This window comes from Xenococcus sp. PCC 7305 (assembly GCF_000332055.1).
Taxonomy (GTDB): domain Bacteria; phylum Cyanobacteriota; class Cyanobacteriia; order Cyanobacteriales; family Xenococcaceae; genus Xenococcus.
The window spans coordinates 20,646-36,751 of the sequence record NZ_ALVZ01000172.1 but is presented as its reverse complement, the minus strand read 5'-3'; the positions used below and the strand labels follow the sequence as shown (position 1 = coordinate 36,751).

At 39.9% G+C, this 16,106-nt stretch carries 14 protein-coding genes; 8 read left to right on the top strand and 6 right to left on the bottom strand.

Annotated features, from left to right (window positions below; genetic code table 11):
- The first annotated feature begins 272 nt into the window (after nt 1–272).
- Both XEN7305_RS29570 and XEN7305_RS12095 read left to right on the top strand, forming a co-directional pair.
- Nucleotides 273–503, top strand: coding sequence for a hypothetical protein (locus tag XEN7305_RS29570; RefSeq protein ID WP_006509716.1), 231 nt, complete (start codon nt 273–275; stop codon nt 501–503).
- Nucleotides 500–1,252 carry a nucleotidyl transferase AbiEii/AbiGii toxin family protein gene (locus tag XEN7305_RS12095; protein ID WP_006509715.1) on the top strand — a complete coding sequence of 251 codons (753 nt, stop codon included), beginning with the start codon at nt 500–502 and terminating at the stop codon, nt 1,250–1,252. Before XEN7305_RS29570 ends, XEN7305_RS12095 begins: the two co-directional genes overlap by 4 nt.
- 137 nt (nt 1,253–1,389) lie before the next feature.
- Here XEN7305_RS12095 and acsF read toward each other — a convergent pair whose 3' ends face one another.
- Together acsF and XEN7305_RS12085 are read right to left on the bottom strand one after the other, a co-directional pair.
- Complete coding sequence (gene acsF, locus XEN7305_RS12090) at nt 1,390–2,445, bottom strand: magnesium-protoporphyrin IX monomethyl ester (oxidative) cyclase (protein WP_006509714.1); 1,056 nt, start codon at nt 2,443–2,445, stop codon at nt 1,390–1,392.
- A 473-nt stretch (nt 2,446–2,918) separates the two neighbouring features.
- The gene (locus XEN7305_RS12085; protein ID WP_006509713.1) at nt 2,919–5,681 is read right to left on the bottom strand and encodes a pentapeptide repeat-containing protein; all 2,763 of its coding nucleotides are present in this window, start codon (nt 5,679–5,681) and stop codon (nt 2,919–2,921) included.
- 186 nt (nt 5,682–5,867) lie between these two features.
- Here XEN7305_RS12085 and XEN7305_RS12080 point away from each other — a divergent pair, with 186 nt between their 5' ends.
- A complete protein-coding gene (locus tag XEN7305_RS12080) occupies nt 5,868–6,233 on the top strand; it encodes a hypothetical protein (protein ID WP_006509712.1) in 366 nt (121 codons plus the stop codon).
- A 77-nt stretch (nt 6,234–6,310) separates the two neighbouring features.
- Nucleotides 6,311–7,567, top strand: a complete 1,257-nt coding sequence (locus XEN7305_RS12075; protein ID WP_006509711.1) for a bifunctional cobalt-precorrin-7 (C(5))-methyltransferase/cobalt-precorrin-6B (C(15))-methyltransferase — start codon at nt 6,311–6,313, stop codon at nt 7,565–7,567.
- 86 nt (nt 7,568–7,653) lie between these two features.
- On the opposite strand, the gene XEN7305_RS12070 is transcribed toward XEN7305_RS12075, so the two are convergent.
- Nucleotides 7,654–8,628, bottom strand: coding sequence for a methylenetetrahydrofolate reductase (locus XEN7305_RS12070; RefSeq protein ID WP_006509710.1), 975 nt, complete (start codon nt 8,626–8,628; stop codon nt 7,654–7,656).
- A gap of 36 nt (nt 8,629–8,664) precedes the next feature.
- Complete coding sequence (gene trpS / locus XEN7305_RS12065; protein ID WP_006509709.1) at nt 8,665–9,675, bottom strand: tryptophan--tRNA ligase; 1,011 nt, start codon at nt 9,673–9,675, stop codon at nt 8,665–8,667.
- Between the two features lie 205 nt (nt 9,676–9,880).
- Here trpS and XEN7305_RS12060 point away from each other — a divergent pair, with 205 nt between their 5' ends.
- From XEN7305_RS12060 to XEN7305_RS12045, 4 genes are all read left to right on the top strand, one after another.
- Nucleotides 9,881–10,486 carry a hypothetical protein gene (locus XEN7305_RS12060; protein WP_006509708.1) on the top strand — a complete coding sequence of 202 codons (606 nt, stop codon included), beginning with the start codon at nt 9,881–9,883 and terminating at the stop codon, nt 10,484–10,486.
- A 181-nt stretch (nt 10,487–10,667) separates the two neighbouring features.
- A complete protein-coding gene (sppA, locus tag XEN7305_RS12055) occupies nt 10,668–11,492 on the top strand; it encodes a signal peptide peptidase SppA (RefSeq protein ID WP_006509707.1) in 825 nt (274 codons plus the stop codon).
- Nucleotides 11,493–11,656: 164 nt separating this feature from the next.
- On the top strand, nt 11,657–12,046 hold the full coding sequence (gene aroH, locus XEN7305_RS12050) for a chorismate mutase (protein ID WP_040897618.1): 390 nt from the start codon (nt 11,657–11,659) through the stop codon (nt 12,044–12,046).
- A gap of 81 nt (nt 12,047–12,127) precedes the next feature.
- Complete coding sequence (locus XEN7305_RS12045; RefSeq protein WP_006509705.1) at nt 12,128–13,189, top strand: Gfo/Idh/MocA family protein; 1,062 nt, start codon at nt 12,128–12,130, stop codon at nt 13,187–13,189.
- Nucleotides 13,190–13,281: 92 nt separating this feature from the next.
- Here XEN7305_RS12045 and XEN7305_RS12040 read toward each other — a convergent pair whose 3' ends face one another.
- Together XEN7305_RS12040 and XEN7305_RS12035 are read right to left on the bottom strand one after the other, a co-directional pair.
- Nucleotides 13,282–14,286, bottom strand: a complete 1,005-nt coding sequence (locus XEN7305_RS12040; RefSeq protein ID WP_006509704.1) for a zinc-binding dehydrogenase — start codon at nt 14,284–14,286, stop codon at nt 13,282–13,284.
- 131 nt (nt 14,287–14,417) lie between these two features.
- Nucleotides 14,418–16,052, bottom strand: coding sequence for an alpha-amylase family glycosyl hydrolase (locus tag XEN7305_RS12035; protein WP_006509703.1), 1,635 nt, complete (start codon nt 16,050–16,052; stop codon nt 14,418–14,420).
- Between the last annotated feature and the right edge of the window lie 54 nt (nt 16,053–16,106).

Sequence of the window (16,106 nt, the reverse complement as noted above, 5' to 3'; positions counted from 1 at the left end):
GGCGTTGCTGAATCCAGAGATGAATTCGTTTCGCGCAAAGGCGCAAAGACGCAAAGAAAGAAGCAAAGAAGATTAGTCCAAAATTCTTTCATGTTTTAAATCAGCAACGCCGGATTGCGGGAGCCGGGTATGATTTAAGGCTGTCTATCATAACTAATCGAATAGCAGCAATTGTTTGCGGCCGCAGCACTATCTATTTTCTGGTTCTTTGATTAGAATCAAGTTATCCTGAAATTATGTAGATAGACTGTAGAAACTAAAGTAGGAGAGCTATGGTAACTACTACTAGCATTAAAGAATCAATGCCAGAGAAGCTACCTTTTTTGGAGGCAATTTGCTGGCAAACTCCCAACGTCTATCGTTTCGATCCTGAGCAAATGTTGAGCCGTTACGAAAGAGGCTGGAGATATCGTAATTTGTTCGACAATCTTGAAGGTCAAGAACTTGTTTTTTTAAGGCAACTAGCAAAACACTATGATTCTTGGTTGCAATTTGATCTATGACCTTTAGATTAGCTCATCACAACAAAATTTTAACAATTCTTGAAAGTTTAAATCATGATCTTCTTGATAAGAGTTTTGCCTATTTCGGAGGTGGAACTCTTATCGCTCTGGACTTCGGAGAATATCGCTGGAGTAAAGATGTTGATTTTATATGTCCTGTTGCAACATCAGGCTATAAGCACCTACGTACTGTTATTTATGATGGTGGTCACAAGGCTTTATTTAAAGATCTAAGTCAAATTGAAATTGGTCACAGCACTACAGATCAATATGGAATTAGAATGCTTATTAAAGTCGATAATATACCAATTAAAGCTGAAATTATTGCTGAAGCTCGTTTTGAACTTGATCCACCAAGATATCCAGCATGGACTTCGACACCCATCCCTTGTTTGAGTACTAATGACTGCTTTACCGCTAAGCTATTGGCAAATAGTGATCGCTATATGGATAACAGTGTGGAAGCGAGAGATTTGATCGATTTAGCTGTTCTTAGACTTAATTCGTCTATCCCACAGTCAGCAATTGATAAAGCTGAAAGTGCCTACGAAGTAGTTCGCCCTTTAAAAGAGGCAATAAAGATGTTTCAGGAAAGACCAGATTTTCGGGACAAGTGCTTTAATGGTCTTAAAATTAGTCCCTCTCTAATTCCCCAAATCATTGATGGGATAGACTTTTTGGCGGGAGATTTTGGATTAGGTAATATGCAAAGAACTTTTCAAGAAAAACATGATCCTTTTGGTTTTTGATTTGCCATATATGGCGCTACGCGCAAGTCAAAAGTTTGCTAATGATAGGTTTGCGCTTTTACCAATGTCCTAACCAAAATGCGTAGTGCTATATAAGCAGATCCCCTCCCTTTTTTTGTTGAACCGTTTTTTTAGAGTTAACGAATTGTACCCCGTAAAGATTCGGCATCGACTGGCTTGATCAAATACAGAACTAATAAATCCCAAAAGATGCCAGTAATTAAAGGTAATTTACGGAAAAACTTGAATATCTTGGGTGTTTTACTCGAATCAATAGCTTTTAACTTTTCATTGCGATCTGCACAATTTTCCAAGCGTCGGAAAAACTGGGGATGTTCGACATTGAGAGTCACAGGAAAGGCTCTGGCTGAAGTCTCATTAGTTTTCCGAATTACTTCGCGATCGTATTTTTGAGCATCTAGCCCCACAGATTCATAGAAATCTGCACGCTCGTGAACAGTTAAGGTATGGGTTGCAAAGACAGATAACAAAAAGAAACGGGACCATAAGCGGGCTTGCCAAGTATTCCACATCCCAGGCTGCGATCGCAATAAGGCTTTAAAAATATCACCGTGACGGTTTTCATCCTGACACCAACTCTCAAACATCCGAAAGAGGGGATAGAACTGATATTCTGGATGTTGTTCTAGATGACGATACATCAAAATATAACGCCAGTAGCCAATTTTCTCGGAAAGATAGACAGCGTAAATCACCCATTCTGGTTTAAAGAAAGTATAGGTGCGATGTTTGGTTAAATGCCCTAAATCCAGGGAAATATTAAAGTCGCTCATTGCTTTGTTGAGAAAACCCGCATGACGAGCCTCATCTCGTGCCATTAAGTGAAAAACTTCCGCCAAGATGGGGTTACGACCTTTGAGTTTGCGGGATAATTCTTTAAACAGCAGAAAACCCGAAAATTCCGAAGTACAAGAGCGTTCTAAGAAATCAACAAAAATGCGGCGAGTTTTTTTGTCAATATGTTCCCAAGATTGTTTGAATTCCTCGTCTCTGATGAAATGATGGCGATTATAATCTGTTTTCATTTCGGCAATCATGGCCTTAAGTTCTTCTTCTTGAGAAGAAATGTCCATATTTGCGATCGCATCAAAGTCCGTAGTGTAGAAGCGTGGCGAAAGTAAAGTTTCTTCTGTAGAGGTCTTCAACGAAGGTTGAGGTGTCGTAGCAACCATAATCAACATCTATATAACTAATTGGCTATATAAGATATTAATCACAAGTGAGCAACTTTTGATTGGTTTTTATCAATTCGTAATGATTTTTCTCTGCTACTTCGTTTTTAACGGCTTATGCTGAGTCGCGTTCTAAAGTGTAATTTTGCATTTCGCGCAAAGACGTTTACCCAGCTTCGTGTTCTGGGCAAAGACGCAAAGGGAATTAAAAATGACCTTACGTCTATGAACGCAGGTTAGTATTAGAAGATATAGGGCTAGGCGCAAGTTAAAGGCTCCTGATGTGGAAGTCAAAAGTTAAAAGTTTACTAATGATAGGCTTGAGCTTTCCCCAATATCCTAAACAAAATGCGTAGTGTTATAGTTCTCCAAATGTAGAGAATGTATTATGATAATGTCCTAGAGATTAAGCTTTTTTGTTAAAGTGATTCTGCCGTATTTATGAGATATCTTCGCAAATCCTAATATTATGTTTATCTGTGTTTATTTGTGGACAATGATTCTATCTTTCGGCGCACATTGTCATCCATAATTGCCCTATCAAAATCTGCTCCTTGAAAATCTGCCCTATCAAAATCTACTCTTTGTAAATCTGCCCTATCAAAATCTGCCTCTTGAAAATTTGCTTCGCTCAGATGCGCTCCCCTTAAATTTGCCTCGTTCAGATTTGCTCCCCTAAAATTTGCTCCTTCGAGAATTGCTTTTTCAAGATTTGCTCCTTCGAGAATTGCCCCGTTGAGATTTGCCCCGTCAAGATTTGCCCGAACAAGATTTGCCCGAACAAGATTTGCCCGAACAAGATTTGCCCCTTCAAGATTTGCCCCGTCAAGATTTGCCCGAACAAGATTTGCCCTGTAAAGATTTGCCCTGTAAAGATTTGCCCTGTAAAGATTTAGCCAATTAAGACATTGATTAATAATTATCTTGTCATCATCAGCAGTATGATTTTGTAGGCGTGACAACCATTTACCAAAGCTATATTCCGATCGCCAATTGATATTAGATCTTTCCTGGGTAGATCGAGCAGAAGCATTAACTACGACTAACAAAGCTTCTTCCGCATTTCTTCCCTGACGACATTCTTCCTGATAAGGCGGGCGAGGATCTAGTTTTTCCATGGGCATCCCCTGACGCAACATAAAACTAATCAGATTAGATAAAGTTTCTTGCCATTGTTTAACAGTTTCAGTTTGATATAAAGAAATCTCATCACAAATGAACTTGAATAAATATTCATTGATCGCGGACATGCCACAAATAACTATCCAACGAGTCAAAGCCTGCTTTTCGTCCCAACCTTCATCTGGATCATCTTCCCGATTTTTTAACTGTCGATTAATTTTAATTAGCTCTCTAACAATTCTTTTTGCCGTGAGATACTCCCCAAAACTTTTATGGGTAAATTCAAAAGTGCGATCTCCGTCTTTGCCATAACCACTTTGCCGAAAATAGAAAGCAGTTAATAACCGAGTCACGCCAGATTTAGCCCCTTCGGTAAATTTTTCCAGCAGTATTTTTAAACCACTACTTTCGCAATGAGCTTGGATTTCCTTGACTGTTGTAGTGCGACCATTACCGTGCCAAGCTGCCAGAGCAATTTCTTCTAAGATACGAACAAAGTTTTTATATTCTACGCCCTTTAAAGTAGGATGTTGATCTGTATCCCAACCGCGATCATAAACAGATTTGAGTAAATCTTGATAAATAGCATTAAGATTGGTTTCTTCAGAAAAGATTATCGTATCTTCAGTGGACTCGTCTTGGCTTCTGATATAACTGAGAGCAACCAAATAATTTAACAGAGGCTGACTGGTAATCTCTACTAAATTTTTTAGCTTCAATTCCTCTGGCATAGCTGTATAGTTTTTACCAGTTACCGAACCATATTTTTTCCACCAAGAGTTCCGTTGATCTTCTCTTAGTAGATTTTTTTTATCTTGATAATTATCTCTTTCTTCAACAACATAAGATAAAACATGTAAAATTTGCTCTGTTTTTCGCAATTCATCTCGATTTGAAGAAATAATTACAGGTCGTCCACTAATAATTATCTGCAACTTAGCTTGCTTTTCTTGACGATTAAAAAAGTTAACTGTTTTCTGAACTTCGCCGATGAAACTTTTGGCAACTTCTGCTCCTAGTTTTCCTTGCATTGCCAACTCATCTAAGCCATCAAAAATAATTAATAACTTAGAGGATTCTTGTTCCCTATCCAAAGGATTGTGAGATAAATATTTGTCATAGCGAATAAATTTGCCCACCGCTTCTACTAAATCTCCAGTAGGGTCAAAAAGATGCAGTGGAATACATAAAGTACGAATATTCTCTATCTTAGAAAGTTTGGCAGCTAACATCTTAGAAAAAGAAGATTTGCCACTACCAGGATCTCCAGAAATAATTCTAATAGCATCACGCGAGTCTGCCTTATTAATCCAAGTTATTAAATTACTTTCTAGCTCAACAACTATTTTTTTGTGTTTTTTATCTATTCCTCTACCATAATCATCTTCTTCGCGATGATTATTTTCTATTTCCTGTTCATAGTAAGCACGTGGTTGGATGTAAACTTGCCGCAAACCAAAAGCCTCGGCAAACATTGGCTCATCGATTTGTTTTTGGAGCCAAGCATTATAAAGTCGCCAAGAATTTTCTCGTTCCGCAGCGTCCGCAACGGGAGTATGGAAAAACTCATTAATACTTGCATAGTCTGATGCCCTGGCATGCCATTCTTGATTGAGGGCAAAGACAAAATAACTAGGAAGTCGCTGACAAATAGAAGTTGCTGCGGCATTGTTCAGGCTATAGCATTGCAACCAAGCCAGAAAAAGCTGATTAATATTTATTTGTTGAAGAATTTGTTTGGGATGTTTGAAAAAACTACTATCAATAACAATTTCTGTATTTTCTAAGGAAAAATCTATCCCTTCTGCGATCGCATCGTATTCATCATAATTTTTAAATTTGCCCGTAAACAAATCCAGATTATCTTCTACCAACTGGTGGATAGCTTGATCTAGAGAACGATAGATTAATAACCAAGCTAAATGTCCTGCATCCTGTTGCAATCCCAAAGCCGCCAGGACATCAACGCCATCTTTGGCTACAAAATTCCATTTACCAAACTTGTAATCCGCGATCGCTTTTCCGACGGCTTTGAATAAATCTCGGAAATTTACCCCAATAGTTTTATTTAAACCAAAAATAGTTTTCTTAACTAGGATTCCGTATTCTGTCATTTTTTGACTGTTATTTTTTGTTCCCGATTCCCTGTTCCCTGTTCCCGATTCCTTAAAAGCTTTAATTTACTGTATCGCACGAGTGTCAAAATTGCTATACACCCTAAAAGTTAAGTTTTGCCAAGACCTTTTACAATGCCGAAAAAGTCAGTAACATATAACTTATAAGAGCGCAGAAATATTTATATGACCAACAACAACAACGCTAATGGCGACTGGAAAACTAGACTAGAACAACTACAAGAGGAAATCCGCAAAGCAACTTCCTCTAGTCAATCTAGCGAGGAAACTACTGAAAATGTCTATCCTTATGTAGAAATGGACTCGGAAACCTATTTTGCCAAACAGATTTCTACTTGGACGGAGACAACTCGCGATTGGTTTAAGGCATTGTCTACTCCTGGCAAGGTTATTGTGGGTATTAGTGCAGTTTGGCTTGGTTTCTCTGCCCTTAATATGGTTTTCCATCTAATTACCACTCTCTTTAGTATGGCGATTTTGGCTGTCATACTATATTTTGCTTATACCAAACTGATTAAGGGTAATGGGTAATAAGCGAAGGCAGAAGTCAGAAGGCAGAGGGCAGAGGGCAGATGGGGTGAATCCTCTAAAACCTAATATCAAAAGTAATGCAAATAGAAGTAGTTGGCATTGGGTTGGATGGGGCGGTCGGGTTAAGTAACAAAATTCAAGAGATTATTGCTCAGGCGACTATTTTAGTCGGAAGTAGTCGTCATCTTAGTTATTTTGAAGCCCATGCTGCTCGGAAAATAATATTCAAGAATTTACAGCAGAATCTCGAAGAAGTTGCGCAACTAACAGAGACAGAAGAACGGATTGTTATCCTGACTAGTGGCGATCCGCTTTTTTTTGGTTTGGGACGTTTATTACTAGAAAAATTCCCCCAGGAAAGGCTCAACTTTCATCCCCATATAAGTTCGATTCAATTAGCTTTTAATAAACTAAAAGTTCCTTGGCAAGATGCTCAGATAATTAGTGTTCATGGTCGCGATCGCATTGGCGAGTTGAGCCAAGCTTTTAAACAAGGAACCGAAAAAATTGCTCTATTGACTGATCGTATTTATCATCCAGCAGCGATCGCAAAACTTTATTTAGCCTCGGATATTCCCGTTGACTACAGTTTTTTCGTTTGCGAAAATCTCGGCGGCACCACAGAAAAGATAACTCGTTTTACCCCAAAAGAAGTTACCGAGTTGGCGAAACTCGATGCTGAAAGCTTTGCGGCTTTGAATGTGGTAATTTTAATTCGAGAATTTTTGGACAAAGATCCTGAATACTATCAAAAATTGCCTCTAATAGGAATTCCCGATGCCGCATTTTGTAGTTTCCACGATCGCCCTAGCCTAATTACTAAAAAAGAAGTTCGCGCTGTTATTTTAGGTCAGTTAGCACTGCAACCAAATCAGGTAGTTTGGGATATTGGCGCAGGGACAGGTTCGGTATCAATTGAGATCGCTCGGTTATGTCCTAGTTCTCAAGTTTTTGCTCTGGAAAAAACTGCGATCGGGGTTTCTTTAATCAACAAGAATTGCCAAAATTTTCAAGTTAACAATATTTCTGTTGTCAGTAGCAAAGCACCAGAAAAGCTACATGAATTGCCAGCTCCTAATCGAGTGTTTATTGGGGGAAGTGGTGGTAATCTGACTGATATTCTCACTATCTGTCAGCAAAAACTTCTGTCGGGCGGCGTTATTGTGATCGCTTTAGCAACTATTGAAAATTGCCACGAAGCCTTGACTTGGCTCAAGCAAAATAATTGGCAATATAATTTATTGCAATTACAAATATCGCGATCGACTTCTGTTGGGCAACTAACGCGTTTTTCCCCATTAAACCCCGTTACTATCATTACTATGCAGAACTAGTGCCGCTGTGCGGAAGTAATAAGTAATAAGTAATAAGTAATAAGTTGGGAAACTAATTCTCTTCAACTACTTATTAGTCACTAATTTTAGTGAGTGACTTGCAACTTGTTAGGGATAATAGAAAACTTCTTGCTGTTCACTGACTTGTCCTCGAATGGGGATAACTGATCACTGATCACTGACTTTACCCCTGCTCGATCTAGAATTTGAGGTATGAGATCTTCTCGTTTCACTGCCATCAGATGCACTCCTTGGCAAATATCTTTAGCTTGTTGTACTTGTTCTGCTGCGATCGCAATGCCTTCCTCTAGAGGTTCTTTGGCATCAGCAAGCCTTTGAATAATCGAGTCAGGAATATTCACTCCAGGAACACAACGATTAATAAATTGAGCATTTTTCGCCGATTTCAGCAAAAATATTCCAGCTAAAATAGGTTTATCACTAACCGAAGCAATTTCGCTCATAAATTTCTCTAGACGATCAAAATCAGTAATCATCTGACTTTGGAAAAATTGCGCTCCTGCTGCCAGTTTGCGCTCAAAACGACTTTTTAAACCCGACCAACTTTTTAATTGAGGATCGACCGCCGCACCAGCAAACAAGTCAAGAGGCTCATCGGGTAAGGTTTTATCGTTAAAATCGCATCCATTGTTGAGTTTTTCAATTACTTTGAGCAAGCGAACCGATTCTAAATCGAATACTGGTTTAGCTTGTTTGTGATCTCCTGCTTTCACCGGATCTCCTGTGAGAGCTAAGACATTAGTGATTCCTAGGGCTTGTGCGCCCATTAAATCGGCCTGTAACCCAATAATATTGCGATCGCGACAGGCCACCTGACATACGGGCTCAATGCCATTTTGCAACAAAACAACTGATGCGGCTAGAGAAGACATGCGCAAGACAGCACGACTGCCATCTGTCACATTAACCGCATGGACACGATTCTTCAGCAGTTTCGCCATTTCTAGCATCCGTGCTGGGTTTCCTCCTTTTGGCGGTGCAACTTCAGCAGTGACCAAAAATTCTTTATTCGAGACAGCAGTTCGCAAATGATTAGTCATAGGTTCTAGGTATATGTTTGATTTCCCCTTTATAGCCTATAGGTTGGGTAAAAAGCCCAAAGCATTTTTCACTCTTGCTAGAGTAGCATTTGCCACGTCATCTGCTTTAGCCGCACCGACCCGGAGCACAGAGTCGAGATAATCCCGATTATCCATGATTTCTTGATATTTATTTTGGATTGGTTCTAGAGCCGCGATCGCAGTATCTGTTAATAATGGTTTAAACTTTCCCCATCCCATATCTTGGCATTCTGTGGCAACTTCTTCTTTAGTTTTGCCAGAAAGCAGTTGATACAGAGTAAGTAAATTATTACATTCAGGACGCTCTGAATCATCAAAAGCTAATCCTTTTACCGGGTCGGTTTTACATTTTTTGATTTTCTTTTTAATAGCGTCGGGAGGATCTAAAAGATTAATGCGACCCAACTCCGAAGGATCAGACTTGGACATTTTTTTCGTACCATCAGTCAAACTCATAACCCGTGCCCCTTCTTTGCGAATTAAAGGATCGGGAATTTTGAGAACTGGCTCTTTTTTCTTGCCAAATTTATCGTTAATTCTGATGGCAATATCACGAGTTAATTCCAAATGTTGTTTTTGATCTTCGCCCACGGGCACTTTATCAGCATCGTAGAGCAAGATGTCTGCTGCCATCAAAACGGGATAGTCGAGGAGTCCTACGCTGACATTTTCCCCTTGTTTAAGAGCTTTTTCTTTGAATTGAATCATTCTCTCCAACCAATTGAGAGGCGTAATGCAATTGAGTAACCAAGTTAGTTCACTATGAGCCTTAACATGGGATTGGACAAAGATATTAGAACATTCGAGGTCAATACCGCAAGCTAAATATAATGCTGCCATTGTCAGGGTATTATCGGCCAGAGCCTTGGCATCATGAGGTACCGTAATCGCGTGTAAGTCCACCACGCAAAAGAAATTATCATATTCTTGTTGGATCTCTACCCAATTACGGATCGCCCCAAGATAGTTACCTAAATGTAAGTTTCCCGTAGGTTGGACTCCAGATAATACTCGCTGTTTGGTCATTTTGTTTTAAAGTCGGGTTTATTAAATGAGTTGCAGAGATTTTCTCCAGTTACACAGTATTGCACGAAATGATTGAAATAGAATGACATTACCCAGATTGCTAGATAGTAATTTCATTTCCTATGGGACAATCTGTTTTAGGTAGAAAAACGACAACGAATGCAATTTTAAGACTTTAAGCAGATAGAATGTTTGAGGTGAAAACATGTCATATAGCAACTTCTCTCTTAAGGATGTGAAGAGCCAACTGGGAATATCACTTATTGAGAATGATAACTTGTTTTCTGCTGTAGAAGATGTGGAAATTAGTCAGATTCTGCGGGAGATTTTATCGGAAAATATCCCCCTGGCTCGGGCGATTAATACAGAAAAGGCCAGATCAGAGTTGATTATTGCTAATGTACTTGTTGAAGTGAGAAAAATTTTTCACCATAGTATTAGTTTATTTTCGGGTATTGAATTCAATGTAGACAAAGAGAATAATCTCAATGGCTTTTGTGATTTTATTCTAAGTGCTTCCCCAGAGCAATTGATGCTCAATGCACCTATTGTCACAATTGTTGAAGCAAAAAACGAGAATATCATTGGTGGATTGGGACAATGTATTGCCGAAATGGTTGCAGCAGATATTTTTAATAAAAGTGAAAATAACAATATTGGCGAAGTTTATGGCGTAGTAACTACGGGAACTGCCTGGAAGTTTTTAAAATTGGCAGAGAAAAAAGCTTATATTGATCTTAATGAATATTACATTGATGCGCCAGGAAAAATTATTGGCATTTTATCTAAAATGATTGAACAAAAGATCTAAAGAAATGGTTGAAGAAGTGATAAATATTTTCCCTAATTCCCTATTGCCCTAATTCCCCATAAATTAGGCTCAAACCTATCAGAACTTTTTTGGAGAACTACGAGGAATGGAAAGCCGTGCTAATGTAGATTGTGGAGTATCGATAACTCTACTTTTAAAATTTTATTTTGATAAATACTAAATGATCTGGCCGTTTAACAAAAGCACTAAGAAGCAGATAGCAAAAATTGAGATCACGGGGGCGATCGCGTCTGAAACTCGAAAAAGAGTCCTCAAGGCTTTAAAAACTGTAGAAGAAAAGAAATTTCCTGCCCTTTTGCTGCGAATAGACTCTCCTGGGGGCACAGTAGGAGACTCCCAAGAAATTTACGCCGCCCTGCAACGTCTCCAAAAAGATAAAGATGTCAAGGTCGTCGCTAGCTTTGGGAATATCTCTGCATCAGGAGGGGTTTATATTGGTGTTGGGGCCAAGCATATTGTGGCCAACCCTGGCACCATTACAGGCAGTATTGGGGTTATTTTACGAGGTAATAATATAGAGCGTTTACTAGATAAGATTGGCGTTTCTTTTAAAACTATCAAATCTGGTCCCTATAAGGATATTTTGTCTTTTGATCGCGAACTCACAAAAGAAGAAGAACAGATTTTGCAAGAATTGATTGATGTTAGTTATTCTCAATTCGTCAAGACTGTTGCCGAAGGTCGTGGACTAGAGGAAGCAACTGTTAGAACCTTTGCCGATGGCCGGATTTTTACGGGAGAACAGGCGATGGAGTTGGGCGTAGTAGATCGTTTGGGAACGGAAGAAGATGCTCGTATTTGGGCAGCAGAATTAGCTGGTTTAGATCCCGAGAAAGCCGAATGTTTCACTATCGAAGAACCAAAATCTCTGGTTAACAAAATTATCCCGGGGAGAAGCCAAGCTTCTCGTGTCGGTTCAGCAATTAATTGGCTAGAGTTTGAGGTTATGACTTCTGGTCAGCCGCTATGGTTGTATCGACCCTAATAGGAATTTTAAATTCTTGGCATTTGTTCCGATTAAAGTCACAATAAACGGGAAGGAATTGACTTTTTCTGAACTAGCATCTCTGAAAAGTTATCAAAATTTCAATTAAATAATTTAATAATTTAACTATAAAATTTTCCTGAGTAAAATTAGCGGAGGCGATTATTGTGGACTGGAAAGTGCGGGGAATTCGTGGGGCGACTACGATCGCAGAAAATAGCGTAGCGGCAATTCAAGAAGGAGTGACAGAATTGCTCGACGAGATTGAAGCTCATAATCAATTTGAAGGAGAAGACATCATTTGTGTTTTCTTCTCTGCTACGAGCGATCTTGATGCCATTTTCCCTGCTGCGATCGCCAGAAAACGCCCTGGATGGAATCTAGTTCCGCTACTCGATTTACAGCAAATGCATGTTGCAGGAAGTTTAGAGCGCTGTATTCGTATTCTGATCCAGGTTAATAGTCCTTTTCCTCAATCAGCAATGATCCATCGTTATCTGAGAAAAGCCAAAAATTTGCGTCCCGATTTAGAAATAGTCGATAGCGTTATTTAAACTTAATTCCTTATCCAATGGGTGACATTTTTGAGATAGCCTAGAAAAGCTACAACTCAAAACTTAAGTAATTAAATAACTATGAGTCAGGAACTAAAAATTGGTGTCGTGGGGCTTGTAATGGGGAAAAATCACATTGATGGATACCTGAAACATCCCAATGCAAAAATGCAAGCAATTTGCGATATTAACCCTGATAGTTTGCAGAAAATTGGCGATCAATATGGCATTGAGGCTAGATATACATCCTGCGAAGAAATGTTTGCCAATGAAGAATTAGACATCGTTAGTATTGCTACGCCCAACCGTCTTCATAAAGACATGACGATTTTGGCATTAGAAAAAGGCATCCATGTGCTTTGTGAAAAACCCATCGGGATGAATTCGGCTGAGGCGATCGCGATGCATCGTAAAGCAGAAGAAACGGGAAAACGCCTCATGATAAATTATTCCTACCGATTTCTCCCTCAATCGGTTGCCATCAAACAGCGAATCGACGACGGCTTAGTTGGCGATATCTATTCTGTTTCTTGTCGTTGGTTACGTGACATTAATGGCTTTTCTCAGTTTGGTGATTGGTTTGCCAAAAAATCGGTCTCGGGAGGAGGAGCTCTTATTGATATTGGAGTTCATTTTCTGGATAAGGTTTTATGGCTGTTAGATTTCCCCGAATTAGATTCGGTTTTGGCGTCTTCTCACGATCATATCGCCCAAAAAGTCGCCCAGGAAAGAGGCGTAACCTATGACGTGGAAGATACCGTAGAAGCTATGGTGCGGTTTAAAAATAATACCAACTTCCTATTCCAAGTGAGTTGGGCTGCCAATATTGCGGAAAGCAACTTAATAGAATGTAGATTGCTCGGCACCAAGGAAGGGATTCTAGAGCAAAATATCAATCAGGGATATACATTTAAGGCCAAAACTTTTCGCGAAACAAAAGGGGTTTCTTATATTCTTGATATCAATCATGTGAACCCCAAAATATGTCCTAGTTCCATGTACTATTTTGTAGATTCAATCGTCAACGACAAACCTCATATGGCAAATAGTACAGAGGCGATTACCGTGATGAAATTAATTGAGGCAATCTACGAAAGCGCTAAAACTGGCAAGCAAATTTTCTTTGATGGGTCCAATTCTTGAAGGCAGAAAGCAGAAGGCAGAAGGTTTAAGTAGTCTCCTGACTTCTTCGCCGCAAGTCTTATCAGATAAGGCACTTAAGGAGATCTGCTTCTTCAGTACTTAATGGAAACTTTAATTCCCTCAGCTGGCTTTTCCGAGATCAGCTCCACAGCCTTCATCGCATCACTAAAAGGATAGACAGGGCCGAGTAGCCCGTCGACTTTTAAGCGTCCTGTCTTCAAATCGTCAATTATGAGTTGATGAAGATCGTCGGTATAAAGTGGAGTTTCCCCCCTCACTGGATTTTGCCAATAAGCATCTGGCAACGAAGCCAGCAAAGAGAGTCGATTGTGGAAAAATTCTTCCCCGAGATTCAAGTCACTTGCCGCCCCAGAATAGAAGCCCACACAAACAACACGGCCACATTGACGAGCGGCTCGCATGGCGTGGTGCAGTTGGATATAGTAACCAGAACATTCAAGAACTGCATCAACTCCACCATTAGTTAATCGCTTAACTTCGTGGCCTAAATCCTTAAAATCCTTCCGATTGAGAACGACATCTGCTCCATAATCAAGAGCTAGCTGGCGTCGCTGAGCAAAACTAGATGAAGCATAGACTGTTGCTCCATGAAGTTTGCAATATTGAACAGCAAGCAGACCGATCGCGCCCAATCCTGTAATCAAAACTTTTTCCCGAAAGCGGATGTCTCCATCCAGCACGCCGCCGATCGCAAAAGTAGCTGGGTCAATACATACTGCTTGCTCAGGGGTTAGTCCATTTAAAGGATACAGTTTATCTACAGAACTGACATGCCAATCGGCAACGGGCAGCCAACCGAAAACCTGGTCTCCCACAGCAAAAGAATCAACTTCGCTACCTACTTCTTCCACAATACCGACTGTCATATTGCCTAAGGTTCCAGGATAGAGAAAGTTGGTAGCATCTTCTTTATTATCGACAAAAATTCGGAGGTTCGGTTCTAGATTCCTTTTTACAAAGGGACTATCACCATGATAACCTGTCATCTCGGTGCCATGCTTGAATGCCGAGAAAACTGAGCGAATTAGAACTTGATGGGACCCCAGAGCGTCGATTTTCTGCTCCTGGAAAGACATTTCTCTAGGGCCTGTTATGATCAGAGCTTTGCGTTTCAGAATTGCTTACTCCCAAAAAAATAATTTAATAAATTAAATCCTTGGGAATTGTATAACAATTAAAAATTTTTGCCAAATTTTCAAACTGACAGTTATTGAAATATACCAGCATAAAAAGGAGGTATATCATTACTATCTAGAGTATAGTTGTCGAGAATTGGCGGGCCAAAGAATCTCCGTTCGCTAGGTAATTGTTGTCTTTCTTCAGAAAAATTGAAAACACACCACATCTTTTTATCCTCAAAGCTGCGGGTAAAATAAAGTATTGGCCCATCAATCGTAATATTCTCCAGAGTCCCCATGCGCAACACGGGGTTTTCCCTTCTGACTTTCAAGGCCTGGCGGTAAAACTGCAACAACGAATGGGGAATTGCCTCCTGGACATCAATACAATATGGTTGATGATTTTGCCATAGGGGTAGCCATGTTTTCTCTGCCGTACTAAATCCCATATTAGGTACATCTTTCTGCCAGGGCATAGGGGTACGACAACCATCACGAGTTTTAGCTTCAGGATGTAGAGCAATACCATAGGGGTCTTGCATCTGATGATAAGCAATTCTGGCCTCTTCCAGACCAAGCTCTTCTCCTTGGTAAATGCAGATGTTGCCTCGAATCGCAATTAGCAACAAAAGAGCCAATCTCAAATATCTTTGCTGATCCGTTTTTCCAGTTACTTCGCAGCGAGTTGCGATGCGTGGGAAATCGTGAGTTCCAGTCAACCAACATAACATTTGGTGAGGGATTTTCTCCTCACAACGCTGCAATAAATCGCCGATTACATAGGCCTTGAAAATATCATCATGAATTAGAGCTCCCGTATAAGCCATTGCCAGCTGAGTATCAGCATCAATGTATTCATGCATAGTCGTCATCGGACAATCTACCGCTACGATTTCGCCTAATAATGCTCTGTCATTATAGTGATCAACTGTATTGCGTTTAATTTCTCTTAAATATTCCAGGTTTTGCTTTTGATTAATATTATGAACATGGGACTGGACAGCAAAAGGGGTTTTTTCGTCTATCCCCAATAAACGAGGTGAGTTGGGTGGACGGTCTGGATTGTTTCTCAGCTCAACGTCATGGGTAAAAAAGTTACAAACATCTAATCGAAAACCATCAACTCCAAGGTCCAACCAAAATCTGGCAATTTTTGCGATCTCTTGACGGACTTCAGGATTATGCCAATTTAAATCTATTTGTTCTCGAAGAAAATTATGTAAATAATATTGTTGCCGCCGCGGATGCCATTCCCAGGCAACACCGCCAAAAACCGATAGCCAATTATTAGGCACGCCACCATCATGAGGATTAGCATCTGCCCAGACATACCAATCTTTATATTTTTCATGCTCTGGATGCAAGGGGTCAGAACTGGCAAGATACCAAGAATGCTTGTTGGAAGTGTGGCTCCAGACCTGGTCTATAATAACCTTTAAATCAAGCTCGTGGGCTTTAACTACCAGCTGGCGAAAGTCTTCTATAGTACCAAATATGGGGTCTACAGAGCAATAATTGCTGACATCATAGCCAAAGTCCTTCATCGGCGACTCGTAAAACGGAGATATCCAGATCACATCAACGTTTAGATCGGCGAGATATTCGAGCTTTTGCTTAATTCCTGGAAGATCTCCAATTCCATCATTATTACTATCGAAAAAGCTACGAATATAGATCTCGTAGATACTGCACCCTTGGTGCCAAGGCGTTTGATGAAGCGACATATTTTCTTTTCCCGAAAAGGTTGACGATTCTGAGGATTAGTAAATTCTAACTTC

Excerpts from the sequence above, each read along its gene's own strand:
- XEN7305_RS29570 (WP_006509716.1), top strand. The coding sequence starts at position 273 with ATGGTAACTACTACTAGCATTAAAGAATCAATGCCAGAGAAGCTACCT.
- XEN7305_RS12095 (WP_006509715.1), top strand. The coding sequence starts at position 500 with ATGACCTTTAGATTAGCTCATCACAACAAAATTTTAACAATTCTTGAA.
- acsF (WP_006509714.1), bottom strand. The coding sequence starts at position 2,445 with ATGGTTGCTACGACACCTCAACCTTCGTTGAAGACCTCTACAGAAGAA.
- XEN7305_RS12085 (WP_006509713.1), bottom strand. The coding sequence starts at position 5,681 with ATGACAGAATACGGAATCCTAGTTAAGAAAACTATTTTTGGTTTAAAT.
- XEN7305_RS12080 (WP_006509712.1), top strand. The coding sequence starts at position 5,868 with ATGACCAACAACAACAACGCTAATGGCGACTGGAAAACTAGACTAGAA.
- XEN7305_RS12075 (WP_006509711.1), top strand. The coding sequence starts at position 6,311 with ATGCAAATAGAAGTAGTTGGCATTGGGTTGGATGGGGCGGTCGGGTTA.
- XEN7305_RS12070 (WP_006509710.1), bottom strand. The coding sequence starts at position 8,628 with ATGACTAATCATTTGCGAACTGCTGTCTCGAATAAAGAATTTTTGGTC.
- trpS (WP_006509709.1), bottom strand. The coding sequence starts at position 9,675 with ATGACCAAACAGCGAGTATTATCTGGAGTCCAACCTACGGGAAACTTA.
- XEN7305_RS12060 (WP_006509708.1), top strand. The coding sequence starts at position 9,881 with ATGTCATATAGCAACTTCTCTCTTAAGGATGTGAAGAGCCAACTGGGA.
- sppA (WP_006509707.1), top strand. The coding sequence starts at position 10,668 with ATGATCTGGCCGTTTAACAAAAGCACTAAGAAGCAGATAGCAAAAATT.
- XEN7305_RS12045 (WP_006509705.1), top strand. The coding sequence starts at position 12,128 with ATGAGTCAGGAACTAAAAATTGGTGTCGTGGGGCTTGTAATGGGGAAA.
- XEN7305_RS12040 (WP_006509704.1), bottom strand. The coding sequence starts at position 14,286 with ATGTCTTTCCAGGAGCAGAAAATCGACGCTCTGGGGTCCCATCAAGTT.
- XEN7305_RS12035 (WP_006509703.1), bottom strand. The coding sequence starts at position 16,052 with ATGTCGCTTCATCAAACGCCTTGGCACCAAGGGTGCAGTATCTACGAG.